At 68.8% G+C, this 23,432-nt stretch carries 20 protein-coding genes, 2 pseudogenes and 1 riboswitch; of the genes and pseudogenes, 6 read left to right on the top strand and 16 right to left on the bottom strand.

Going from position 1 to position 23,432, the window contains the following annotated elements; all coding sequences use genetic code 11:
* Positions 1-7 precede the first annotated feature (7 nt).
* On the top strand, positions 8-1,939 hold the full coding sequence (locus CSEG_RS10065) for a sialate O-acetylesterase (RefSeq protein ID WP_013079129.1): 1,932 nt from the start codon (positions 8-10) through the stop codon (positions 1,937-1,939).
* Positions 1,940-1,984: 45 nt separating this feature from the next.
* Here CSEG_RS10065 and CSEG_RS10060 read toward each other — a convergent pair whose 3' ends face one another.
* The 11 genes from CSEG_RS10060 to CSEG_RS10010 form a co-directional block, all read right to left on the bottom strand.
* Entirely contained in the window at positions 1,985-2,926 is a 942-nt protein-coding gene (locus tag CSEG_RS10060) for an alpha/beta hydrolase (RefSeq protein WP_013079128.1), read from the bottom strand.
* 138 nt (positions 2,927-3,064) lie between these two features.
* On the bottom strand, positions 3,065-3,577 hold the full coding sequence (locus CSEG_RS10055; protein WP_041538268.1) for a tyrosine phosphatase family protein: 513 nt from the start codon (positions 3,575-3,577) through the stop codon (positions 3,065-3,067).
* Positions 3,574-4,335 carry an adenosylcobinamide-GDP ribazoletransferase gene (cobS, locus tag CSEG_RS10050; RefSeq protein ID WP_013079126.1) on the bottom strand — a complete coding sequence of 254 codons (762 nt, stop codon included), beginning with the start codon at positions 4,333-4,335 and terminating at the stop codon, positions 3,574-3,576. Before cobS ends, CSEG_RS10055 begins: the two co-directional genes overlap by 4 nt.
* Positions 4,336-4,337: 2 nt before the next feature.
* Positions 4,338-5,369 (bottom strand): nicotinate-nucleotide--dimethylbenzimidazole phosphoribosyltransferase, encoded by a 1,032-nt coding sequence (cobT, locus tag CSEG_RS10045; protein ID WP_013079125.1) that lies wholly within the window; start codon positions 5,367-5,369, stop codon positions 4,338-4,340.
* Positions 5,369-6,826, bottom strand: coding sequence for a cobyric acid synthase (locus tag CSEG_RS10040; protein WP_013079124.1), 1,458 nt, complete (start codon positions 6,824-6,826; stop codon positions 5,369-5,371). Before CSEG_RS10040 ends, cobT begins: the two co-directional genes overlap by 1 nt.
* Complete coding sequence (cbiB, locus tag CSEG_RS10035; RefSeq protein WP_013079123.1) at positions 6,814-7,740, bottom strand: adenosylcobinamide-phosphate synthase CbiB; 927 nt, start codon at positions 7,738-7,740, stop codon at positions 6,814-6,816. Before cbiB ends, CSEG_RS10040 begins: the two co-directional genes overlap by 13 nt.
* Positions 7,730-8,509 (bottom strand): ABC transporter ATP-binding protein, encoded by a 780-nt coding sequence (locus CSEG_RS10030; RefSeq protein ID WP_013079122.1) that lies wholly within the window; start codon positions 8,507-8,509, stop codon positions 7,730-7,732. The genes cbiB and CSEG_RS10030 overlap by 11 nt, the downstream gene beginning before the upstream one ends.
* Entirely contained in the window at positions 8,506-9,492 is a 987-nt protein-coding gene (locus CSEG_RS10025; protein ID WP_013079121.1) for a FecCD family ABC transporter permease, read from the bottom strand. Before CSEG_RS10025 ends, CSEG_RS10030 begins: the two co-directional genes overlap by 4 nt.
* Positions 9,489-10,334, bottom strand: a complete 846-nt coding sequence (locus CSEG_RS10020) for an ABC transporter substrate-binding protein (protein WP_013079120.1) — start codon at positions 10,332-10,334, stop codon at positions 9,489-9,491. Before CSEG_RS10020 ends, CSEG_RS10025 begins: the two co-directional genes overlap by 4 nt.
* Positions 10,324-11,340, bottom strand: a complete 1,017-nt coding sequence (locus tag CSEG_RS10015; protein WP_013079119.1) for an aminotransferase class I/II-fold pyridoxal phosphate-dependent enzyme — start codon at positions 11,338-11,340, stop codon at positions 10,324-10,326. The genes CSEG_RS10020 and CSEG_RS10015 overlap by 11 nt, the downstream gene beginning before the upstream one ends.
* A 9-nt stretch (positions 11,341-11,349) precedes the next feature.
* Positions 11,350-13,299 carry a TonB-dependent receptor plug domain-containing protein gene (locus tag CSEG_RS10010; protein ID WP_013079118.1) on the bottom strand — a complete coding sequence of 650 codons (1,950 nt, stop codon included), beginning with the start codon at positions 13,297-13,299 and terminating at the stop codon, positions 11,350-11,352.
* Positions 13,300-13,441: 142 nt separating this feature from the next.
* Positions 13,442-13,631: riboswitch (cobalamin riboswitch) on the bottom strand.
* A 36-nt stretch (positions 13,632-13,667) separates the two neighbouring features.
* Here CSEG_RS10010 and cobU point away from each other — a divergent pair.
* The 5 genes and pseudogenes from cobU (at position 13,668) to mazG (ending at position 17,158) form a co-directional block, all read left to right on the top strand.
* A complete protein-coding gene (gene cobU, locus CSEG_RS10005; RefSeq protein WP_013079117.1) occupies positions 13,668-14,186 on the top strand; it encodes a bifunctional adenosylcobinamide kinase/adenosylcobinamide-phosphate guanylyltransferase in 519 nt (172 codons plus the stop codon).
* A 270-nt stretch (positions 14,187-14,456) separates the two neighbouring features.
* A pseudogene (locus CSEG_RS22535) lies at positions 14,457-14,605 on the top strand (hypothetical protein); the annotation flags it as partial.
* Between the two features lie 35 nt (positions 14,606-14,640).
* Positions 14,641-14,720: pseudogene (locus CSEG_RS23290) on the top strand (hypothetical protein); the annotation flags it as partial.
* A gap of 247 nt (positions 14,721-14,967) precedes the next feature.
* Positions 14,968-16,365, top strand: a complete 1,398-nt coding sequence (locus CSEG_RS10000; RefSeq protein WP_013079116.1) for an MFS transporter — start codon at positions 14,968-14,970, stop codon at positions 16,363-16,365.
* Positions 16,325-17,158, top strand: coding sequence for a nucleoside triphosphate pyrophosphohydrolase (mazG, locus tag CSEG_RS09995; RefSeq protein ID WP_013079115.1), 834 nt, complete (start codon positions 16,325-16,327; stop codon positions 17,156-17,158). The genes CSEG_RS10000 and mazG overlap by 41 nt, the downstream gene beginning before the upstream one ends.
* On the opposite strand, the gene hflX is transcribed toward mazG, so the two are convergent.
* From hflX to CSEG_RS09970, 5 genes are all read right to left on the bottom strand, one after another.
* A complete protein-coding gene (hflX, locus tag CSEG_RS09990) occupies positions 17,155-18,495 on the bottom strand; it encodes a GTPase HflX (protein WP_013079114.1) in 1,341 nt (446 codons plus the stop codon). The genes mazG and hflX overlap by 4 nt on opposite strands.
* A 5-nt stretch (positions 18,496-18,500) precedes the next feature.
* Positions 18,501-18,749: an RNA chaperone Hfq gene (gene hfq, locus CSEG_RS09985; RefSeq protein ID WP_013079113.1), complete on the bottom strand. Its 249-nt coding sequence runs from the start codon at positions 18,747-18,749 to the stop codon at positions 18,501-18,503.
* 156 nt (positions 18,750-18,905) lie between these two features.
* Positions 18,906-19,769: a D-amino-acid transaminase gene (locus CSEG_RS09980; RefSeq protein ID WP_013079112.1), complete on the bottom strand. Its 864-nt coding sequence runs from the start codon at positions 19,767-19,769 to the stop codon at positions 18,906-18,908.
* Positions 19,770-21,158 carry a nitrogen assimilation response regulator NtrX gene (gene ntrX, locus CSEG_RS09975; protein WP_013079111.1) on the bottom strand — a complete coding sequence of 463 codons (1,389 nt, stop codon included), beginning with the start codon at positions 21,156-21,158 and terminating at the stop codon, positions 19,770-19,772.
* Positions 21,155-23,398: a sensor histidine kinase NtrY-like gene (locus CSEG_RS09970; protein WP_013079110.1), complete on the bottom strand. Its 2,244-nt coding sequence runs from the start codon at positions 23,396-23,398 to the stop codon at positions 21,155-21,157. Before CSEG_RS09970 ends, ntrX begins: the two co-directional genes overlap by 4 nt.
* Between the last annotated feature and the right edge of the window lie 34 nt (positions 23,399-23,432).

Raw genomic sequence — 23,432 nt, 5'->3', positions numbered from 1 at the left:
GAACGACTTGAAGATCCATGCTCTTCTCGCGAGCGCCACCGTCCTGGCGCTCGCGGCCTCGGCCTCGGCCTCCGCCGCGCCGATCGTCGACGGCGCCCTGGGCGACCACGCCGTTCTCCAGCGCGGCCGGCCGATCATCCTGACCGGCAAGGCGCTGCCGGGCGAGACGGTGTCGGCCAACCTCGCGGGCAAGACCGTCAGCGCCCAAGCCGATAAGGCCGGTCGCTTCCGTCTCACGCTTCCGGCCCTGGAAGCCGGCGGTCCCTATCGGCTGCTGCTCGACGCGCCCAGCGGCCAGCAGGTGATCGACGACCTGCTGATCGGCGACGTCTTCCTGTGCTCGGGCCAGAGCAACATGGAGATGACGACGGAGCAGTCGCAGAACAGCTTCCAGGTCTACGGCGCCAGCGATCCGCAGATCCGCCTGATGACGGTCCCCAAGCGCCTGGCCTTCGCGCCCCAGGACAAGCTGGACGCCCCGCCCGCCTGGGCGGCCGCGACGCCGGCGACGATCGGCAAGTTCTCGGCGGTCTGCTTCTACATGGGTCAGTCCCTGCGGGAGACGACCAAGGCCCCGATCGGCCTGATCCACGCCAGCTGGGGCGGCTCGCGCCAGTCGGCCTGGCTGTCGCCCGACGGCCTCGAGCAAGCCGGCCTGGGCGAGCCGGCCAAGACCCTGGCCCTCTACACGCGCGACACCGCGGCGGCCGAGAAGGCCGCGGCGAGCCAGTGGGAAACCTGGTGGCGGGACACCTCCGGGCTCGCCCAGGGGCGCGAGCCCTGGCGCGACGACGCGGGCCTGGCCTGGAAGCCCGTCCCCGTGGTCGGCGCCTTCAGCCGCTGGGGCCTGCCCGAGATGAAGGGCTATCTCGGCATGGTCTGGTTCAAGACCGAGGTCACTCTGACCGCCGAACAGGCTCGCCAAGCCTCGGTGCTGAATCTCGGCGCGATCGATGACGCCGACCGCACCTGGGTCAACGGCCAGCCGGTCGGCGGGACCAGCCTGGGCCGCGCGCGTCAGTATCGCCTGAAGCCCGGCGTCTTGCGTGAGGGCCGCAACGTCATCCTGGTCAACGCCGACAACGTCTATGCCGACGGGGGCATGCTGGGCCCCGCCAGCGCGATGCAACTGCGGTTCGACGATGGGAGCAGCCCGCCGCTGGACCAGGGCTGGCGCTACGCCCCGGCCGGACGCTCCCAGTCCAACGCTCCACGCTCGCCATGGGACGACATCAACGGCGCGGGCACGCTCTACAACGGCATGATCGCGCCGCTGGGACCGGTCAGCCTAGCCGGCGTGGCCTGGTACCAGGGCGAGTCCGACACCGGCCTGCCCGGCTATGACCGTCGCCTCTCGGCCATGCTGAAGGACTGGCGCGCGCGGTTCGAGACGCCGGCCCTGCCGTTCGCCATCGTGCAGCTGTCGGCCTATGGCGACATGGCCCAGCGACCCGTGGAGAGTGGCTGGGCTAAGGTGCGCGACACTCAGCGCCGCGTCGCCGAGGCGGACGGCCACGCCGCCGTCGTGGTGACGATCGACCACGGCGATCCGGTGGACATCCACCCCGGCCAGAAGCAGGAGGTCGGCCGCCGCGCCGCCCGCGCCATGCGCGCCACGGCCTATGGCGAAGCGATCGCGCCGTCGGGCCCGCGCATCGCCTCAGCCGCCCGCGACACCGGCGGCGGCGTGACCCTGACCTTCAAGGATGTGTCGGGCGCCCTCGCCGCCCGCAGCGGCGCCATGGCGATCGGCTTCGAGCTCTGCGGCGCGGGAGCCTGCCGCTTCGCGACCGGGCGCGCGGAGGGCGACAAGGTGACGCTGAGCGGCGACGGCCAGCCGGTGGACCGCGTTCGCTACGCCTGGGCCGACAGCCCGGTGGTCAATCTGTTCGACGATGCGAACCTGCCGGTCGGTCCGTTCGAGATCCCCGTGCCCTAAGGCCGGAAGCGGCCGCCGCCCAAACGAGCGGCGGCCGCAAGAGCGCTACTTCTTGCTCATATAGCCGTGCATGGCCATCCAGCTTGCGTAGGCGTCGAACCAGCCGGTGCTGGTGGTCTTCTTCTTGTACATGCCAAAGCCGTGGCCGCCCTGTTCGTAGAGGTGGAACTCCACGGGACGCTTAGCCGCGCGCCAGCTCTCGATCAGGCCAAAGCCGCTGTTTCCGAACAGAGGATCGTCGGCCGCCAGGGCGAAGAACATCGGCGGCGCGTCGGCCGGGACCGTCGCCGGCGCCAGCGAGCCGTAGATCAGGCCGATGAAGGCCGGCTTGGCGTCCTCGACGGCCAGGGTCGTGGTCAGGGTCAGCATGGCGCCGGCCGAGAAGCCGACCATGCCGATGCGGTCGGGATCGACATGCCACTCGGCCGCGCGCGAGCGGATCAGGGCGAAGGCCGCGCGGGAGTCGGCGAGTTGCGGCTCCAGCGCCTTTACAGCGGACTGCGGGTCCATGCGCGGCGCGCGCGCGACGCCCGAGAACATCGCCTTCATCGAGGCTTCGAAGCCGGGCATGTCGGCCGGCGTCTGGTTCAGACGGTACTTCAGGACGAAGGCGGCGACGCCCTTGTCGGCCAAGGCCTTGGCGACATCCCAGCCCTCGTTTTCCATCGACAGGGTGCGGAAGCCGCCACCAGGGGCGACGATCACGGCCACGCCGGTGGCCTTGGCCGGATCGGGCAGGAACGGCGTCAGGGTCGCGACGGTCACGTTGCGGGCGAAGACGCTGCCGTACTGGCTGTGCCAGCTCTCGGCGTTCGTTCCGCCGGGCAACGGTCCGGTGTTCAGCGTGATCGCGTTCGGCTGGGCCGGGATGGCGATCGGCGTCATCTTGTCGTTCTGCGCCGACGCCGGCGTCGCCAGCAGCCAGGCCATCGCCAGGCCCGTCGCCACGGCTCCCGCGCGGCCAACTTTTTTATCGAAGAACCCCATATCGTTTCTCGCTCCCACTATTTGTTATCGACCGCTTGTGGCGCGGCTCTGGATTACTCCTACAAATTCTGAGGCGCGTGTCACGACCATTGTTAGCGCTCCCATCAATTTCTGGGTCGCATGGTCGGCCGGACGAACCTAGGGGCGAGCGACGGCGTCCAGCGTCCAATCGATCACGTCTCCTTCGTACGCGTCCGCGCCCCGCCCGATCGCCGCGATGGCCGCGCTCATGGCGCCGCCGCGCCCCAGCATGTCGTCGGCCAGGGAGACTATCAGGGGGTTGGGCGTGGCCTTGGGCGAGGCCTCGCGCAGGCGTGTCGCGATCGCGACCTCCTCGCCGGGGCCGCCCGCGGCGCACGCCAGGATGTAGGCCGCCGCTGGAGAGCGACTGACGCCGGCGAAGCAGTGGACAAGAAGCGTGGCCTCGGCGGGCAGGTCGTGGCCTAGGCCAATGATCTCGCGGACCAACTCAGAGCTCGGCGCGATCAGATCAGGCCGGGGCGCGGCGATGTCGTTGAAGCGCAGGATGGTCGCCGGAACCGCGCGCGGCTCGACCTCGGCGTCGGGCGACACCAGGGCCAGCACGTGGTCTACGCGCGTGCGCGCCAGCAGCGCGTCGACAGCCGACCCCGGGCACACGATCAGCCTCACGCCAGCGCCGCCACGCCGAGCAGGAAGCCGACCTCGAAAACCTGCTCGACCGCGCCAAGCACGTCACCCGTGTGGCCGCCGATCAACCGGACGGCCGTTCTCGCCAGGATCACCGCGGCGACGCCGCCCAAGGCTAGACCCAATCCGGCGGCCGGCGCGGGTAGAAGCAGCAACGGCCAGGCCGCGATGACAAGAGCGACGATCACCTCGCCAGTGCGCACGCCGATCGGCGTAGGCTTCCACTTCCCCGCCTCACCCGAAGGCGCGTACGGCGTGACCCGCATGGCGACGACAGCCGCCGCGCGCCCCGCGCCATGCGCCGCCAGCAAAACCAAGCCTCCGGCCTGCGCCGTTAGGGTCGCCAAAACAGCCGCTTTCAGGCCGAGCGCGACGAGCAGCGCGCAGACGCCATAGGTCCCTATGCGGCTGTCCTTCATGATCTCCAGGCGGCGCTGAGCCGTCTGGCCGCCACCCAGCCCGTCGGCCGTATCGGCCAGGCCGTCTTCGTGAAAGGCGCCAGTGACCAACAAGCCCGCGCCAATCGCCAGAACGGCCGCGACACCCGCGCCCCACATCTGGAAGCCCACAAAGAAGACGCCCGCGGAGATCGCCCCAACACCCTGACCTACCAGAGGAAAATAGCGCGCGGCTCGTGTGATCCAATCGCTCTCGAAGCGGTTCAGGGCCGGCGTCGGAATCCGCGTCAGGAACTGGACGGCGCAGAGCAGAAGCCGCGCCTGATGCGCGAGCCAGCCCACGGTCAGAGCCTTCCGTTCAAGACGTCGTCCAGGCTGGCGACGTCGCTCAGCAGGCGCGAGGCGGCCCGTACCATGGGCAAGGCGAGCAGCGCACCTGTCCCCTCGCCCAGCCGCAAGTCCAGCGCCAGCAGCGGCTCGACCTCCAAGGCGGCGAGCAGCCGGCCGTGCCCCTGCTCGGCCGAGCGATGGCAGAAGACACAGTAGTCCTTGGCCGCCGGAACCAGGCGGATCGCGACCAGCGCCGCCGCCGAGACAATGAAGCCGTCCACGAGCACCGGAATCTTGGCCGAGGCCGCGCCGATGATCGCGCCGGCCATCATGGCGATCTCCAAGCCGCCAAACTCCGCCAGGACCTCCAAGGGCTCCGTGGCGGCGCTGCGCGCGGCGGCTCGCTCGAGGATGGCGATCTTGCGCGCCAGGCCCGCCTCGTCATGCCCCGCGCCCCGGCCGATGCAGCCGGCGAGCGGCGCGGGCGCCAGGCGATGCATGAGCAGCGCCGCCGAGGCGGTGTTGCCGATGCCCATCTCACCCAGGGCGAGGATCTCGAAACCCTCTTCGGCCGCTTGGAGGGCGATGCCGGCCCCGCGTTCCAGCGCGGATTCGACTTCGGCCTGGGTCAAGGCGGGTTCGACCGCGGCGTTGCGGCTGCCCCGTCGGACCTTGGCGTCGATCAGCACCGAATGGGACGGGAGTTCGGCGTCGACACCAGCGTCCACGACCCGCAACTCCGCCCCCACGGCGCGGGCGAAGGCGTTGGCGCTGGCCTTGCCGGCCAGGAAGGTCGCGACCATCGCCTGGGTGACAGCCGACGGATAGGCCGAGACGCCCTCGGCGTTCATGCCGTGGTCGCCGGCGAAGACCAGAAGCAACGCGCGATCGAACGACGGCGGCGATCCACCCGCGATCAGGCCTAGCCGCACGGCCAGATCCTCGATCCGCCCCAGCGCGCCCAGCGGCTTGGCCTTGGCGTCGAGCTGAGCGCGGAGCGCTTCGGCGCCCGAGAGATCGACCGGGGAAACGGCGGGCAGGGTCATCAAGAGGTCTCCAGGCCGGCGATGGCCGCGAGCGCGGGAATGTCGAACGCCGCCTCCAGAGCGGCCGCGATCTCGTCGAGCGCCCGGTCGACGCGCGCGGATTGATCGAGGTGATCCGAGACCGCGCCGAGCTCGGCCAGCAGTTCGGCCCTCGCCTCGCCGCTGTCGAACAGGCCGTGGACGTAGCAGCCGCGCACCCGGCCATCGGCCGAGATGGCGCCGTCCTGGCCGCCATCGTCGAACCGCAGCATCGGACGCTCGCCGCCCTCGGTGCGGCCCACATGCATCTCGTAGCCGGAGAAGGCCGCGCCGCCGGGCAGTCGCCCCGTCACCTGGCGCAGGGTCTTACGATCGGTCATCACCGTCTCGACGTCGAGCAGGGCAAGGCCCTCCACGGAGGCTGGCGCGCCCTCGATCCCGTCTGGATCAGAGAGACGACGGCCCAGCATCTGGAAGCCGCCGCAGACGCCCAGCACGCGCCCGCCGCGCCGAACGTGGGCGGCCAGATCGATGTCCCAGCCTTGCGCGCGAAAGAAGGCCAGGTCCGCCGGCGTCGCCTTGGTCCCCGGCAGAATGACAAGGTCGGCGTCGCCGGGCAGCGGCTGGCCGGGCGGCACGAAGGCGAAGGCCACATCCGGCTCGGAGCGCAGGGCGTCGAACTCGTCGAAATTGGCGATGCGTGAGAGCATCGGCACGACGATGCGGATCTTCCTTTCGCCCAGCGGCGACGGGTCTTCGAGCACGACGGCGTCCTCGGCCGGCAGTCGTCGCGCCGCCGCCAGCCAGGGCGCCATGCCAAGGTCGGGCCAGCCCGTCGCCTCGACGATCATCCGCCTTCCGTCCTGGAAGAGCGTCGGATCGCCCCGAAACTTGTTGATCAGGAAGCCGCGCACCATGGCGCGGTCGGCCTCGTCCAGCACCGCGTGGGCGCCGACCAGGGCGGCGATCACATGGCCACGATCGATGTCCCCGACCAGCACGACCGGCACATCGGCCGCGCGCGCGAAGCCCATGTTGGCGATGTCGCCGGCGCGGAGATTGACCTCGGCCGGGCTCCCCGCCCCCTCGACGATGACGAGGTCGCTTTCGGCCTCCAGGCGCCGGAAGCTCTCGACCACGAGACCCAGCAGTTCGCCCTTCCGCGCCTGGTAGCCGCTGGCCTTCCAGGTCCCGGCCATCTGGCCCCGCACCACCAGCTGAGCGCCGACGTCGCTCTGGGGCTTCAGCAGCACCGGGTTCATGTCGACGGTCGGCGGCGTGCGGCAGGCGACGGCTTGCAGGGCCTGAGCCCGCCCGATCTCCCCGCCCTCCGCAGTGACCGCGGCGTTGTTCGACATATTCTGCGGCTTGAACGGACGGACCGTCAGGCCTCGGTTGGCGAACAGCCGGCAAAGGCCCGCGACCAGCACCGACTTGCCGACGTCGGACCCGCAGCCCTGGATCATCAACGCGGCCATGCCAGTCCTCCCAACGCCAACAGCAGCCACAGGATCGCGCAGGCCGCCAGGTAGATGCGCAGCGCGCGCTGCAGGTCTTCGGTCTGGACTTCCCGGCCGCTTCCGAACATGGGGCGATCGGACCGCTCGCCGTCATACCAGGCCGCGCCGCCCAGGCGCACGCCCAGGGCGCCGGCCATCGCAGCCTCAGGCCAGCCGGCGTTCGGCGAGGCGTGTTTGCCCGCGTCGCGGATCATGACCGACCAGCCGCCGCGCCCGGCCAAGGCGATCAGCGCGCCGGCCAGCCGCGCGGGGGCCAGGTTCAGCAGGTCGTCGAACCGCGCCGAGGCCCAGCCGAACGCGCGCCAACGCGGCTCGCGGTGGCCGATCAAGCTGTCGGCCGTATTGACCGCCTTGTAGACGAAGAGGCCCGGCAGGCCCGCGACCACGAACCAGAAGATCGGCGCGACGACGCCGTCATTGAAGCTCTCGGCCAGGCTCTCGATCGCCGCCGCGGCGACCCCGCCGGCGTCGAGGCCAGCCACGTCGCGGCCGACGATCATGCCGACCGCCTCTCGCGCCGCGACGAGATCACCGCTTTGCAACGGACGCAGAACGGCGGTGACATGCTGGTGAAGGCTACGCTGCGCCAGGCCCAGCGTCCCAACGACCGCCATGACGTAGGGCCCGCCGAACTTGGCCAGCAGCCAGCCAACAAGTCCGCTGACCAGCACGATGATCGCCAGCGTCGCGACGCCCGCCGCGCGACGCGTCGCGTCGCTCCAGGTTGGGCGATTGAGCCCAGCTTCCAGACGCGAGATCAGGGCGCCGATCCAGACCACGGGATGCGGGATGCGGCGGTGGAGCGCCTCCGGATAGCCCAGCACGGCTTCCAGAGCCGCCGCGGCCAGGACGATCCACGGGCTAGTCCACACGGCGCAGGATCTCGATCAGCGGCCCCGCCTCGCCGGCGTGGGTGCGGGTTGCGACGCCATAGGCCATCGCCAAGGCCTGCGGCGTCAGCGCTTTCCCTGGCGCGCCGTCGGCGACCAGGCAGCCTCGATCCAGCAACAGCACGCGATCGGCGAAGCGGGCGGCCAGGGTCAGATCGTGCAGCGTGACGATCACGCCCTTGCCCTGCTCGTGGGCGAGGCGGCGGAACAGGCCCACCGTATCCAAGGCGTGTCCCGGATCGAGTCCCGTCAGCGGCTCGTCCGCCAGCAGCCAGTCAGTTTGGCCCGCCAAGGCGCGGGCGATCAGGGCCCTGGCCCGCTCGCCCCCCGACAGGCGGGTGATCGGCCGCTCGACGAAATCGTCCAGCCCCGTCGTCGCGATCGCCTGGTCCATGGCGGCGGCGTCTTCGGCGCTGGGACCGAACGCGCCCAGGTGCGGAGTGCGCCCCAAGCCCACAAAGGTGCGTACATCGACATCCCAGGCGATCTCGGGCGTCTGGGCCAGGAACGCCATCACTCGCGCCCGACGTCGCGCGGGGATCTGCGTCACGATCGCGCCGTCCAGAGAGACCTGGCCTGTGTCGGGGCGCCTCAGGCCCGCCAGGCAAGACAGCAGGCTCGACTTGCCCGCGCCGTTGGGACCGACGATCGCAACCAGCTCGCCCCGGCTGAACTGGGCGGTGACGCGGTTGAGCACCGCCTTGCCGCCCAGGCTCAGGCTCACCGTCTCGGCGAACAGTCCCTCGCTCACGCCAGCCTCCTGCGCATCGCCACCAGCATCCAGAGGAAGAAAGGCCCGCCCAGCGCGGCCATGGCGACGCCGAGCTTGATCTCTTCGGCGGCCGGGGTCAGGCGGACCAGGATGTCGGCGCCAAGCGTCAGCGCCGCCCCGCCCAGCAGCGAGGGCCAGAGGAGAGCGCCGGGCCTCGAACCAACCCAGGGCCGCAGCAGATGCGGGACGATCAGCCCCACGAAACCGATGACGCCCGTGACCGCCACGCTGGATCCGACCGTCAGGGCCACGCCGATCGCCAGCAGGAGCCGCGTTCGCGTCAGGCTGACGCCCAGCGACCGCGCGCCCTGCTCGCCCAGGGTCAGGGCGTCCAGCGCCCGGCCCTGCGTAAGCAAGACCAAAGATCCGACGATCACGCCCGGCGCGGCGATGCGGACCTCCTCGACGCTACGGTCGGCCAGGGAGCCCATCAGCCAGCTGACGATCTCGTCCACCGCCCACGGGTTCGGCGCCAGGTTCAGAGCCAGGGAGATGCCCGCGGTGCAGACGGTCTGGATGATGAACCCGGCCAGGATGAAGGTGACGACGCTGGAGGTGACGCCCGCCAGCGCCAGCAGCGCGAACACGCCAAGGCCCGCGCCGACCATGGCCGCGCCGGGCAGGATCCAGCTCGCCTCGGCCGCCGCGCCGAGATAGAGGGTCAGCACCGCGCCCAGCGCCGCCGAGGAAGAGACGCCCAGCACGCCGGGCTCGGCTAGCGGATTGCGGGTATACCCCTGAAGCGCCGCGCCGCTCAGCCCCAGCGCGCCGCCGACCAGCAACGCCAGGATGGTGCGGGGCAGCCGCAAACCAAAGACGATGGCCCAGCGTGGATCGGCGCCGTTCGAGATCCAGGCGCTCCAGGGCGTCCAGACCCGGCCTGCGCACAGGCTGAGCGCGAACAGCAAGACCAGCGCCGCCGCCAGCACGCCACAGACGAGCCAAACCGACCGCGTCTTCACGCCGTCTCTCCCAGGATTTCGGCGCGCGCACGAGCCATGGCCTGGGCGGACTCGATCAGGACCGGCCCGCCGCAATAGAGCAGGCGCTCTGGGAACCGGGCCTGCCGCATCCGGCCCTTAAGCGCGCCGAGCGCCGGATGGGTCATGACCCGGTCGGCCCAGCTGCGCGCGCCGGGCGCGGGCTCGCCCACCAGCAGCACCTCAGGCGGATCCGCCAGCAGCAGCTCGAGCGGCACGTTGCCCCAGGACTTCAGGCCATATCGCCGGGCGGCGTTGTCGAAGCCGGCCAGGGTCATCATTTCATCGACCAAGGTGTGAGGTCCCGCCGCGAAGCCATTGGGTTGATAGATCAGAGCACTCAGGCGTCGGGCGCCCGGTCGAACCGTCGCGGCGGCCAGGGCGGCCCTGATCCGGACGATCAGCCGCTCGCCGCGATCCACCTGGCCGATCAGGCGAGCCATGCGCTGGACCTGCCCAAGGCTCTCCTCGACCGTCTTGGGAACGGCGAAGCGTTCGACGGGAACGTGCAGGCGCTTGAGCGCGTTGCGGGTCGCCAACGCCGAGTGCTGGCTGGCCAGAACCAGATCCGGCTGCAGCGCGATGATCTCCTCGGCGCTTTCCCAGGTGAACGGCAGGGTGCGGGCCTGCGCCGCCACGGTCGAGCCTTGCGGCTCGCGGGCGTAGTGACTGAGCGCGGCGATCTGCGAGCGGTCGGCCAGATGCACCAGCATGGCGTCCAGACACGCGTTCAGAGACGCGATGCGTCGAGGCGCCGCCAATACGGGGCTGGGCGCGCCCAGGGCCAAGACGCCGCCCATGATGACCCGACGGCTAGGCCGCATGGCGGACCGCCTGCAGGGCTTCTCGCAAACGATCGAGGTTTCCGCGCGAGGGAATTCCGAAGCGCAGGCGGGTCGGGTGCTCGACGAACGGGCGCGTCAGGACGCCTCGCCGGCAAAGGCCGACGAACAGCCGGTGCGCGTCCGGCGCTTCGACCCAACGGAAAAGATCGCAGCCGCCCACGACGGCAAGGCCGGCGGAGCTCAGGACCGCGTCGACGTTGCGGGCCTGGGCCGCCAGGCAGGCGATGGTCGTGGCCCGCCAGGCGTCGTCGGCATAGGCGCCGAGACCCAGGGCCAGGGCGTCAGCGCAGACCGGCCAATCACCAAGGACCGCGCGAAGTTTTTTCGCCAAGACCTTGTCGCAAATGATGAATCCGAGCCGCGCCCCAGGCAGGCCGTAGAACTTTCCGAATGAGCGCAGGACGATCAGGCGCTCGATCTCCAGATCCGCGACGCTGACGCCCGGCGTCACCTCGACGAAGGCCTCGTCGACGATCGTCCAACGCCCGAGCGCCGAGCGCGCCTCGGCCAGTTCGGTGAGCGCCTCGCGTCGCAACTGGCGTCCGTCGGGATTGTTCGGATTGACCAGGACGAGGATATCCGCCGCGACGGCGCGTCGGTCGTCCACCGACGTCACTATCAAGGGCTTCCGCTCGGCCCAGGCCTCAGCGTGGCCGCCATAGATCGGCGCGGCCAGGGCGACGTCGCCCCCGTCTAGCAGGAGCGGCAGCAGCCGCAGGGCCGCGTCCGCCCCGGCGACGGCCACGACCCGCGCACGGTCGGCCACGCCGAAGGCGCGGGCGGCGACGGCCTCCAGTTCAGTCAGCAACTCGGGATCGGGCAGCGTCCGTAGCGCCTCGGCCGACGCGCGCGCGCCCGACCAAGGCTCCGGATTGATCCCGGTCGACAGATCGAGCCAGGGCCCCCGCACGTCCGGATAGGCGGCCGTCGCCTCGCGGAGACGGCCGCCATGTCGGAGGGCGCCGAGGTGAGGGATCGACGCCATCACCGCGCTCTAGAAGCGGGCCCGCAGGCCCACGAACGCGCCGCGACCGGGCGTGCCGTAGTTCAGGATGGTCTGGTAGTCCTTGTCGAACGCGTTCTCGACGCGGCCGAAGACCTCCAGGCCGTCCTTCAGCGGATAGGACGCGCGCAGGTCGACCAGCGTGTAGTCCTTCACCACCTGGGTGTTGAGGTCGTTGTTGTAGGTCTTGCCCACATAACGGACCGCCACCGTGGTCGAGAGCTTCACCGGCCAGACATAGGTCGCCGACAGGTTGCCCATGTTCTTCGGACGACGGGTCAGCTGCTTGCCCTTGGCCGAACCGGAGTCGGTCTCGGCGTCGGTGTAGGTGTAGTTGCCCGACAGAACCAAGCCTTGCGCCGGCTTGTATTCGCCAATCAGTTCAAGGCCTTGCGCCTTGGTCTTCAGAACGTTGCTGTAGTAGCCCCAACGCGAGACGCCGCCCGGCGCGCACAGCGGATCGGCGCCGCCCGTGCACGAGAAGTAGCGGATCTCGTTGTCGGCCTCGCGGTGGAACCAGGTCGCCACGGCGCGGGCCTTGCCGCCCAGGAAGCGCTGCTCGATCCCGGCGTCCCAGCTGTCGAACTTTTCGGGCGAGAGGTTCAGGTTGCCGTACTCGCTGAACAGCTCGTAGAGGCCAGGAGCCCGGAACCCCTGGCCGAAGCTGGCGCGCAGGACCGTGTTCCCCTCGTTAAGCGCCCAGGCGGCCGAGGCCTGACCCAGGGTGTGCGAGCCATAGGTGTCGTGGTCCTCGTAGCGGAGGCCGGCGGTCAGGGTCAGGCCCGGAACCACCTCAGCCTGCAGCTGGCCATAGAGGCTGTCGACGCCGACCTTGCCGGTGGCGAAGGCCGGGTTCGGGTTGCTGACGGACGGCGAGCGCGTGCGCATCCGCGCCTTTTCCGTTTCGGCGCCGAAGGTGGCCGACACGGTCTCGGTGACCGCGAAGACGCCCTGGTATTCCCAGCGCTTGTTCTTGCCGGCCGCGTCGAAGGTCAGCGGCACGGCGGGGCGGGCCGGGTTGATGTTCTCGCGGTCGGTGTCGGTGTAGGCGTAGCCGATCCGGTTGTTCCAGCGGCCGTCCAGCAGGCCGAAATTCAGGCCGGTGTAGATCACCAGCTCTTCGGTGCGACCGAACTCGGGGCTGTCGACGTTGAAGCCGTCGAAGTCGTTCTTGCCCTTCGAATAGACCGAGCGGACCTCGGCCGAGACGTTCTGCGCCAGGGCGATGCGCAGGCGGCCGGAAAGGCCGCGGTTCTGGTAGCCGTCCTTCTCCTTACCCGGCTTGTAGGCCGAGAAGCCGTCGGTGGTGTAGTAGCCGCCAGCCACGCGCCAGACGATCTTGTCGCCGGCGCCGCCAACGCCGGCCCGCAGGTATCCGGTCTTGCGCGCGCCGGCCTCGGCGTCGATCGAGCTCGAGAACGGAGTCGTCGGCTCGGCGGTCACGATGTTGACGACGCCGCCGATGGCTTGGCTGCCCCACAGGGTCGACTGGGCGCCGCGCAGGATCTCGATGCGCGAGATGTCGCCGACCAGCAGGTTGCCGCTGTTAAAGCCGCCTTGGGTCGAGGATGGGTCGTTCAGCTTGACGCCGTCGATCAGGACGACGGTGTGCTGGGTCTCGGCGCCGCGGATGTTGAGGCCCGTGGTCGTGCCCGGACCGCCGTTGCGGGTGAAGCTGACGCCCGGCGTCTGGGCCAGCAGCTCGACGACCGAGATCGCCTGGCTGGCCTCGATCGCCGGCTGGGTCAGGACGGTCACCGACGCGCCGACCTTCTCGATCGGCTGGGCGGTGCGGGTGGCGGTGACGACGAGTTCGGCGACGCCGTTGGCGCCGGTCGCGCCGGCGACGTCGGCCTCGGGGGCCTTCTGGTCGTCGGCGAAAGCCGCGCCCGCGATCAGGCTGGTGGCGAGGGCGGTGGAGCTCAGAAACGCTCGGATCATGGTTCTTCTTCCCCTACTGAACGACCCGCGCGCCGAACCGGCCGCGAACGGCGACAAGCCATACGCAAGCTCGGACCGTCGCGCGGTCCTTTGACTGTCGTTTCTCGGGAAATCCCGTTCGATCGGCGCACCCCGGCCGAGCGATGAACGACCGCGCCGGGCAGGTCTCCTGGCTCGCGGGTCAATGCTCTTGGCGCCGCCTTCCCAGAGCCCGAGGGCCCCAGTGGCGTATGGCGCTAGAACTCGCCGCTAACAGTTGCGGGGGCAGCCGAGGCCTTGAACCTCGTTCCCTTTTAATCCTCTTTCGAGGAGCCTGACGCGTCGCAAGGCCTATATGCTGCGCCGCACACCGTCAATGTGGAGCTTTCATGACCGTGACCCTGGTGCTGGGCGGCGCGCGCTCGGGAAAGAGCGGCTTCGCCCAGAAAGCCGCTGAAACCGCGGCGGGAGCTGGGCGGCCGGTCCTGATCGCGACGGGCCAGGCGTTCGATGACGAGATGGCCGAGCGCATCGCCCGCCACCGGGCCGATCGCGGCGAATCATGGATCACGGTCGAAGCGCCGCTCGAACTCGCGTCCGCCATCGCCGCCCTGCCCGCCGACGCGGTCGCCGTCGTCGACTGCCTGACCCTTTGGCTCTCGAACCAGATGCTGGCCGACCAAGACGTCGAGGCGGCGTGCGCCGCGCTGGTCGCGACCGTCGCCGCCTGCCCTGCTCGCCTTTGGCTGGTCAGCAACGAGGTGGGTCTGGGCATCGTGCCCGAGACGCCGCTGGGCCGCCGCTTCCGCGACGAGGCCGGACGGCTGAACCAGCGGCTCGCGGCGACCGTGGACGAGGTCTATTTCGTCGCGGCGGGGCTGCCACTGAGGATGAAACCCCAGGGCTGAACGCTCGTCGAGGGATGGGCGTAGAGACCCCTCTCTCTTCGAGAGAGGGAGGGGCCCGCGCCGTCAGGCGTGGGAGGGTGAGTGGTTACGAAATTGGCCGAGAAATTTCTTACTCTTCAGTAGCTTGCTCGTCACTGCCTTGTCCGGAAAGGGTGAAACCTCCCCCCCCCCTGTTCTCGCATGGCCCCCCCCTCTCTCGAAGAGAGAGGGTTTTCATGGGCGTTCGACGAGCGTTGGCGCCGTCTTATCCTCCCCTCCAAAACCTGCCGTATTCTCTACCCACCTCGTCGCGAGGAAAGGGCGCATGGCCAGCGACCATTTGCGGCGACGGGGGGCGATCGAGCGGGGACAGGTTCGAGGGGGATACTCGGACGGTCCGGGGACCTGACGCTGGTCAGGCCCGCCCGCCGTCGGCGTGGTTGGAGGTAAAAGGGCGTGTTTGGCTGAAAGCCCGTCCTCTCCGACCGCTGGGGCTCTCGGAAACGGGAGGCCCAGGTCCCGGTAAGGCCCGAACAGGGCCACCTGACGGGACGCTGGCGGATAACGGTCGCGCGGAGCGTCGGGCTTCGTCGAAACGGTATCTACAAACTCACACTCCGGACGGATGTCCGGCGCTCCGCGTCCCTTTCCATCCCTTCAGCGGGACACCGCGTGAAGCGCGGCGCCGCGAGTCGATGGTAGAACGGGCTGGCGCTTGGCGAACAATGCTCGCACACTTGTTTGAAATGGCCGTCTCGGGCCGAGTGCGAAGCGCGATCGAAGCGTGGGGAGGAGTAACGGGATGACGGAGCGTAAATCGTCATGGGCGCTGGCCAGGTTCGCCTCGCCGGCGGTTCCGATCGCCGCGATGGGCCTGCCGCTGGTCGTCTACCTGCCCGAATACTACGTCACGTCGTTGGGCCTGTCCCTGACCACGGTGGGCGCGGCCTTCCTGATCGTGAAGCTGGTCGACATGCTTCTGGATCCGGTTCTGGGCGGACTGATGGACAACACGCGGTCGCGTTTCGGCCGCTTCCGTCCCTGGCTCGCCGCCGGCTCGCCGGTGATCGCCATAGGCTCCTACGCCCTGTTCATGGCCCAGCCCGGCGTCGGCGCGCTGTATCTGTGGTTCTGGCTGTCCGTCGTCTATGTCGGCTATTCGATGGTGGTGCTGTCGCAGACCGCCTGGGGCGCGGTCCTGTCCAGCGACTACCAGCAGCGCTCGCGCGTCTTCGCCTGGTGGCAGGGCGCCAATGTGGTCGGCATGATCCTGGTGCTGTGCCTGCCGCCGATCGTGACGGGCGTGTTCAAGGGCGATCATCTGGACAGCATCGCCGCCATGGGCTGGTTCATCGTCGTGCTGGCGCCGCTCGCGGTCCTGCTCGCCGTAAGCACTGTCGGCGAGCCGGTCGCGCCGCCCAGGCATGGAAAGACGGGCCTCAAGCAGTATCTCGGCCTGCTGACTCGCCCCTCCGTGCGCCGCCTGCTGATCGCCGACCTGCTGATGGGCCTGGCGCCCGGCATCGCCGGCACGCTGTTCCTGTTCTTCTTCGAGCGGATGAAGGGCTTCGACAAGACGCAGTCGGGCGTCCTGCTGCTGATCTATTTCATCGCCGCCCTGGCTGGCGCGCCGATCTGGCCCATGCTGGCCAAGCGCATTGGCAAGCACAAGGCGTTGGCCGTGGCCTCGGTCGTCTACGCGATCGTGCAGTTGGCGACGGTCTTCATGCCGCCCGGGGAGGTGGTGCTGGGCATGATCGTCCTGGTCCTGGCCGGGCTGCCCTACTCCGCCGCTCAGCTGCTGGTCCGATCAATGATGGCGGATATCGGCGATGAGGAGCGACTGCTGACCGGCGTCGACAAGACCGGGCTGCTCTACGCGATCGTCACCGGCACGTTGAAGCTGGGCTACGCCCTGGCCGTCGGCGTCTTCATCATCCTCGGCGCGCTGGGCTTCGACCCGAAGACGCCGACCGCCGCGGGCGACGCGGCGCTGATCGGGCTCTACGCCTTCGCCCCGGCGGCGCTGGGACTGATGGTCGCGGCGGTGATGATGCGCTATCCGCTGGATGCGAACCGTCTCGCCGAAATCCAGCGCCAGCTCGCGGCGCGGGATGCGGCCGAGGCCTCGTCCAAGCCCGCAGCCCAGCCGGATCCTCATGCCCCTGACGCCAACGCCCTTGTCGCCCCCGCCGAGTGAAGACCAAGAGCCGATCGCCCGCCTGGTCGAGATCATGGCCAGGCTGCGCGATCCCGACGGCGGCTGCCCCTGGGACCTGGAGCAGACCTTCGCGACGATCGCGCCCTATACGGTCGAGGAAGCCTACGAGGTCGCCGACGCGATCGAGCGCGGCGATCTCTCGGATCTGAAGGAAGAGCTGGGCGACCTGCTGCTGCAGGTGGTCTTCCATTCCCGCATGGCCGAGGAACAGGGGGCGTTCGATCTCAAGGACGTGGCGACGGCGATCTCCGACAAGATGATCCGCCGGCATCCGCACGTGTTCGGCGACCACGCCTACGAAACCCTCTCCGACCAGGTCGAGGGCTGGGAGGCCCTGAAGGCCCAGGAGCGTCAGGCCAAGGCCAAGCACGGCGTGCTCGACGACGTGCCGACCGGCCTGCCCGCCCTCACCCGCGCCGTGAAGCTGACCAAACGCGCCGCCCGCGTCGGCTTCGACTGGCCTTCCGCCGCCGAGGTCCTGGCCAAGCTGCGCGAGGAAACCGAGGAGATCGCCGTCGAGATCGACGCCGGCGACATGGCCAAGGCCCGCGAGGAGTTGGGCGATATCCTGTTCGTCTGCGCGAACCTGGCGCGGAAACTGGATGTCGATCCGGAAGACGCCCTGCGCGCCACCAACGCCAAGTTCGCCCGCCGCTTCGCCTTCATCGAGTCAGGTCTCGCCGAACGCGGCAAGACGCCGGACGAGTCGGATCTGGCCGAAATGGACGCCCTCTGGAACGACGCCAAGGCGGCGGAAAAGGCGAAGGGCTAGGTCGCCGCCGGCTCGACGCGCGCCTCGGGAAATTGGCGCTCGAACCGGCCCAAGGCCTGCCCGTCCAGCCGCGCGATCAGCATGACCTCGCCGCCCTCGCCGTCATGGCGGCCGAGCACGCGGCCGTTGCGATAGATCCAGGCCAGGGCCTGGCCGTCCTGCGGACCGAGGCGCACCTCGACCGGCGGGGAGTCGTCGATCAGGCCGCCGACCCGGCGCAGCAGGGCCTCGCAGCCCTCGCCGGTGACGGCCGATACGGGCGAAGCGCCGACGCGGCGCGCCTGGCCCTCGATGATCTCGCGGTCGTCCTCGGACAAGAGATCGATCTTGTTCCAGACCTCGACGACGGTCTTGCCGCCGTCCAGCGTGACGCCGAGTTCGGACAGCACCGTCTCGACATCGCGGGCCTGGGCCTCGCTGTCGGGATTGGCGACGTCGCGGACGTGAAGGACGACATCGGCCTCCTGCACCTCCTCCAGCGTGGCGCGGAAAGCTTCGACCAGCTCGTGCGGCAGATCGGAGATGAAGCCGACGGTGTCGGACATGATCGCCGGCCGCCCGTCAGGCAGCTTCACGGTGCGCAGGGTCGGGTCCAACGTCGCGAACAGCATGTCCTTGGCCAGCACCTCCGCCTCGGTCAGGCGGTTGAACAGCGTGGACTTGCCGGCGTTCGTATAACCGACCAGGGCGACGGTCGGGTACGGAACCTTCTTGCGGGCGCTACGGTGCAGGGTCCGCGTCCGACGCACCTCCTCAAGCTCCCTCTTGAGCTTGATGATCGTGCCCGCGATCAGGCGGCGGTCGATTTCGATCTGGGTTTCGCCGGGACCGCCGGTCGAGCCGGTGCCGCCCCGTTGGCGCTCCAGGTGGGTCCAGGTGCGGACCAGGCGCGAGCGCTCGTAGTCAAGCCTGGCCAGCTCGACCTGCAGCTTGCCTTCCCGGGTCCGGGCCCGTCGGGCGAAGATCTCGAGGATCAGGCCCGTGCGGTCCACGACCTTCACCTCCAGCGCCTTCTCGAGATTGCGCTGCTGGATCGGGGTCAGCTGGTCGTCGAAGACCGCGACGTCGATATGTTCGACCTCGCAGATCGCCGCGAACTCCTCGACCTTGCCCTTGCCGAACAGGGTCGCGGGCGTGACGGCGCGCAGAGGCGCGATCAGCGCCTCCACGACGTCGAGATCGAGCGCCACCGCGAGGCCGACGGCCTCCTCGAGCCGGGCGTTGGGATCCCGGGCTTCGAGGGCCGCCTGGCCACGCAGTTGCCGCGCCGGATGGATGACGAGCGCCTTCAGGATCGGCGCGGCGTGGTCAATCGACCGGGATGTGGATTTTGACAAGCGTCTCAGTCGTCGGAGTCGGCGCTGGGCTCATAGAGCTGGACAGGCTGCGCCGGCATGATGGTGGAAATGGCGTGCTTGTAGACCAGTTGCGACTGGCCATCGCGACGCAGCAGGACGCAGAAATTGTCGAACCAGCTGACCACGCCCTGCAACTTCACGCCGTTGACGAGGAAAATGGTGAGCGGCGTCTTCGACTTGCGCACGCTGTTCAGGAACGTGTCCTGGAGGTTTTGCTTCTTCTCGGCAGACATCGGGGGTTCCCCTCTCATTGTTCACGGAGGGCCACACGCCCCCCACACAAACAAGTCCATGCTAGATGATTTTTCACTGAAAGCGACAAGTCGCTAGCGAAAATTTCCGCAAGGTCACGCGACCAGCCAACGCTCCTGGCGAAAATTGCTCAGGCTTCAGACGGCTTTCTCACGCGCTCGAGCTATATAGGCGCGACGGAGCTTCATTGCCACTGGCCCGGCTTGCCCATCCCCAAGCTTGACGCCGTCCACCTGCACGATCGGCGTCACCAACGACCCCGCGCCGGTGATGAAGGCCTCCTTGGCGGCCTGCGCCTCGGCGATGGTGAAAGGCTTTTCGCTGATCGGCAGTCCCGCCTCGCGGATCACCTCCAGCAAGGTCGAGCGCGTGACGCCGCGCAGGATGTTGGCGTTCGTGTCGCGGGTGCGGAGCGTCCCCTCCGCGTCGACGATCCATGCGTTGGAAGACGCGCCCTCGGTCACCAGGCCCATGTCGTCCACGAACCAGGCCTCGACGGCGCCGCGCTCGCGAGCCGCCTGCTTGGCCAGAGCGTTGGGCAGCAGGCCGATCGACTTGATGTCGCAGCGGCCCCAGCGGTTCTCGGGAACCGAGATCACGGAACCGCCCTTTTCAGCCTTCGCGTTCGTGGCGGCGCGATCGATCGACTTGGCCGTGATAACAACCGAAGGCGGAACGGCCGGATTCGGGAAGGCGTGATCGCGGCGGGCGACGCCGCGTGTCACCTGCAGGTAGACCAGACCTTCGCGCACCTTGTTGCGCCGCACGGCCTCGCGCAGAACCAAGGTCAGCGCGGCTTCGCTCATGGGATGGGCGATCCGCAACTCGTCGAGGCTACGCCACAGCCGCGCGAAGTGACCTTCTGCATCGACCAGCTTGCCGTCGAACACGGCCCACACCTCGTAGACGCCGTCGGCCAGCTGATAGCCGCGGTCCTCGATGTGAACGGCGGCCTCGCCGTGGCGTACGAACTGGCCGTTCACATAGGCGAAACGCGACATCTACTCTTCCTCTTCGGCCCGAGCGCCGGCGACACCCAGGGATTTCAGCTTGCGGTGCAGCGCCGAGCGTTCCATGCCGATGAAGTTGGCGGTCCGCGAGATGTTGCCGCCAAATCGGAGGATCTGAGCGTTCAGATATTCCCGCTCAAACAGCTCACGCGCCTCGCGCAGCGGCAGGGCGATGATCCGCTCGGCGCCGATGGCGCCGGCATTGCCGGCGCTGGGCTGGTCCGAGCCCGAGAGCATCTCGGCGGTGATCACGTCGCCCGGCTCGCCAGAGGCCAGGATCAGCATCCGCTCCACATTGTTGCGGAGCTGGCGAACATTGCCCGGCCAGGTCTGGACCTGCAGCGTGGCCAGAGCGTCCTCGCCCAGCTTCCGGCGCTGAAGACCGGTGGCCTCGCTGATGCGCTCGATGAAGAAGTTGATCAGCTCGGGAATGTCCTCCCGGCGTTCGGCAAGCCCAGGGACGCGAACGGGCACCACGTTCAAGCGGTGGAAAAGGTCTTCGCGGAAGCGGCCGGCGGCGATTTCGTCGCGCAGGTCGCGCGATGTGGACGAGATCACCCGAACATCGACTTGGACGTCATTGTCGCCGCCGACACGGCGGAAGCGTTGCTCGACCAGCACCCGCAAGATCCGGCCCTGGGTCTCACGCGGCATGTCCGCGACCTCGTCGAGGTACAACGTGCCGCCGTGCGCCCGTTCGAACACGCCGATCTTGCGGGGACGACCGCCCTCGCCCTCTTCGCCGAAGAGCTCGACATCGAGACGCTCGGGAGCCATGCCAGCCGCGCTGACCGCAACAAACTCCTGACGTGCGCGCGCGCTGGCCCCGTGGATCAACCGCGCCACGAGCTCCTTGCCGGCGCCGGGCGGGCCGGCGACCAGCACGCGGCTGTTGGCCGGGGCGACCTTCAGGATCAACTGCCGGAGCGCCTGGGCCGCCGCGGACTTACCGATCAGGCCGTCCGGCGACAACGTCTGGGCGCGAAGCCGCCGGTTCTCGCGACGCAGGCCGGCCGCCTCGAGCGCGCGTTCGACCACCAGCAGCAGCCGGTCCGACTTGAACGGTTTCTCCAGGAACTCGTAGGCGCCGCGCTTGATGGCGCTGACGGCGGTCTCGATGTTGCCGTGGCCCGAAATCATGATCACCGGCAGATCGGCGTCCAACGCCTTGATCATGTCCAGCAACTCAAGGCCGTCCATGCCGCCGCCCTGCATCCAGATGTCAAGGATCAGCAGGGCGGGCTTGCGCGCGCGGATCGCCGCGAGCGCTTGGTCGGAGTCGGCGGCCGTTCGGACGGCGTAACCCTCGTCCTCAAGGATGCCAGCCACCAATTCACGGATGTCGGCTTCGTCATCCACCACCAGAACGTCGGCGCTCATATCATCTCCTCAACGCCACTTTGGGCCGCGGTGGGCAGACGCGCGGTCGTTGGAAACTTCAGGATCACGCGAGCGCCAGGCGGCTCGCGCGCATCCGTGAGGGCCAGGCCTCCGCCATGGTCCTCCATGATCCGCTTGACGATGGCCAGGCCGAGGCCGGTGCCTTTCTCGCGGGTCGTCACATAGGGCTCAGTCAAGCGATCTCGATCCTTGGAGGGAAGGCCAACGCCATTGTCCTCGATAGTCACGCAAAAATCCTCGGCGTCGGAGGTCAGGGTGGCGGTGATCCGTCCACGCAGGTCGACGTCGACTAGGCGCCTAGCGCCGACGGCTTCGCCAGCATTTTTCAGGATGTTCGTCAGCGCCTGCCCGATCATGCGCTCGTCGCAGGTGATCCAGATGTCGCCCTGGCCGGGCTCCTCCAACTTCACCTCGATCTCGGCGTCTTGGAACCGCTGAGCGAAAACGGCCTGCCGGAGCATCTCGGTCAAGTTGGCGGGCGCGAAGCGGGGCGCCGGCATCCGGGCGAAGGACGAGAACTCATCGACCATGCGACCGATATCGCCGACCTGCCGAATGATGGTGTCCGTGCAGCGATCGAAAGTCTCAAGATCGCTGGCGATCTCCTTGCGATACTTGCGGCGCAGGCGCTCAGCCGACAGCTGGATCGGCGTCAACGGGTTCTTGATTTCGTGGGCGATCCGACGCGCCACGTCCTTCCAGGCGGCGTTTCGCTGGGCCGCGACGAGACGGGTGATGTCATCGAAGGTCAGAACCAGGCCAGCCGCCACATGGCCGGCGGCGCGCACGCGAAGGCGCCGGGTCTCGCCCTCGCGCATGATGTCGACCTCGACATCGGTATCCGGCCGGCTCTCCTGCAGCGCCTCCATGACGACCGCGAATTCTGGAGCCAAGGTGATAAGGTCCACGCCCAACGCGTCGTCGGGCAGGCCCAGCAGCGCGGTGGCCCGCCGATTGACGGCCGAGACCCTGGCGCGCTCGTCGAGACTGACGACGCCGGCGCTAACGCCCGAAAGCACCGTCTCGATGAACTGGCGTCGACTTTCGGCGTCGAGGCTGGCGGCTTTCAGGGCCGCCTGCTGCAGCTGCAGTTCACTGGTCATCATGTTGAAGGCGTTGGACAGGGCGCGGATTTCCTCCGGTCCCGAACTGGCCTCCACGCGAGCGTCCAAATCGCCACCCGAGACGCGTCCCGCCGCCTCCACCAAATCGGCGACCGGACCCGCGATCGAGTTGGCGGCGGCGATGCCGACCCAAATCGCCGCGACCAGAACCAGCAGCGCGGTCTCCAGGTAGCTGAGGCCAAAGATCGCCTGAATGCGCCCCCGACTACGCTCGGCGTCGCGATAGGAGAGCAGCGCGTCCTGGGTTTCGATCAAGTGGCTCAGGATGCCCTGCTCGATCGGCCGCACAACGTAGAGATAGCCGTCCGGGAACGCCTTCAGCTTGTAGAGCGCGCGGAAGAGGTCCTTGGACACAAAGCGTTGAGCGCTGACCTCGCCACTGTCGGTCGCCTGGTAGCTGGACGGCGGCGGCGCGAGGAACGGCGGAGCGGCGGCCGTTTCGGCTCGGGCTAGGATGCGGCCGTCGCGGTCCAGCACGTAGGCGGCCGAGAAGCCGTTGTCCTCCATCACGCCCGCCAGATAGTGGCCGAACGCCACCGGCGACTGCGACATCGCCGGCGCGGCGCGGTTCAGGTCCGCCGCCATCGGCGCGATATGCTCGGAGATGTAATTCTTCTGCTGCTCGACGTACGAATTGGCGACCTTGGCCGAATTGCCGACCACGGTCTGGACCTTCTGACTGAACCAGCCGTCGACGCCGCGATTGACCAGCACGCCGAAGAACAGCGCCACGATCACCGCCGGCGCCACGGCGGCGAGCGAGAAAAGGCCGACGAACCGTAGGTGCAGTCGCGCGCCCTCGTCACTGGCGCGGGCGTCAATCAGATCATAGAGGCGCAGACCGACGATCGTCGCCACGCCCAGAATCAGGACCAGATTGAAGCCCAGGACGACCAGGATCACCGTGCTCGCGGTGCTGATCGAGTCGGTCTTGGGCGGAGAAGAGGCCAGCGCGACACCGGCGACCGTCAACAGGACGGCCAGCGCATAACCGCCAGCCATCAGGTAGCGAGATCGCAAAAGCTCTCGCCACCAAGCCCGGCTGAAGCGGGTCGGCGGGGCTTCCGATCCGGTCGCGTAAGCCACTGAAGCCATCACCCCTGATTTTAGGGGGGTGTGCCCTGAATTC

Source organism: Caulobacter segnis ATCC 21756 (assembly GCF_000092285.1).
GTDB lineage: Bacteria > Pseudomonadota > Alphaproteobacteria > Caulobacterales > Caulobacteraceae > Caulobacter > Caulobacter segnis.
Note: the sequence above shows the minus strand (reverse complement) of the source record. Positions and strands in the feature narration are given on the sequence as shown.

Coding starts and splice junctions, on each gene's coding strand:
- CSEG_RS10060 (WP_013079128.1), bottom strand. CDS start 2,926: ATGGGGTTCTTCGATAAAAAAGTTGGCCGCGCGGGAGCCGTGGCGACG.
- cobT (WP_013079125.1), bottom strand. CDS start 5,369: ATGACCCTGCCCGCCGTTTCCCCGGTCGATCTCTCGGGCGCCGAAGCG.
- CSEG_RS10040 (WP_013079124.1), bottom strand. CDS start 6,826: ATGGCCGCGTTGATGATCCAGGGCTGCGGGTCCGACGTCGGCAAGTCG.
- CSEG_RS10020 (WP_013079120.1), bottom strand. CDS start 10,334: ATGCGGCCTAGCCGTCGGGTCATCATGGGCGGCGTCTTGGCCCTGGGC.
- CSEG_RS10015 (WP_013079119.1), bottom strand. CDS start 11,340: ATGGCGTCGATCCCTCACCTCGGCGCCCTCCGACATGGCGGCCGTCTC.
- CSEG_RS10010 (WP_013079118.1), bottom strand. CDS start 13,299: ATGATCCGAGCGTTTCTGAGCTCCACCGCCCTCGCCACCAGCCTGATC.
- cobU (WP_013079117.1), top strand. CDS start 13,668: ATGACCGTGACCCTGGTGCTGGGCGGCGCGCGCTCGGGAAAGAGCGGC.
- CSEG_RS10000 (WP_013079116.1), top strand. CDS start 14,968: ATGACGGAGCGTAAATCGTCATGGGCGCTGGCCAGGTTCGCCTCGCCG.
- mazG (WP_013079115.1), top strand. CDS start 16,325: ATGCCCCTGACGCCAACGCCCTTGTCGCCCCCGCCGAGTGAAGACCAA.
- hfq (WP_013079113.1), bottom strand. CDS start 18,749: ATGTCTGCCGAGAAGAAGCAAAACCTCCAGGACACGTTCCTGAACAGC.
- CSEG_RS09980 (WP_013079112.1), bottom strand. CDS start 19,769: ATGTCGCGTTTCGCCTATGTGAACGGCCAGTTCGTACGCCACGGCGAG.
- ntrX (WP_013079111.1), bottom strand. CDS start 21,158: ATGAGCGCCGACGTTCTGGTGGTGGATGACGAAGCCGACATCCGTGAA.
- CSEG_RS09970 (WP_013079110.1), bottom strand. CDS start 23,398: ATGGCTTCAGTGGCTTACGCGACCGGATCGGAAGCCCCGCCGACCCGC.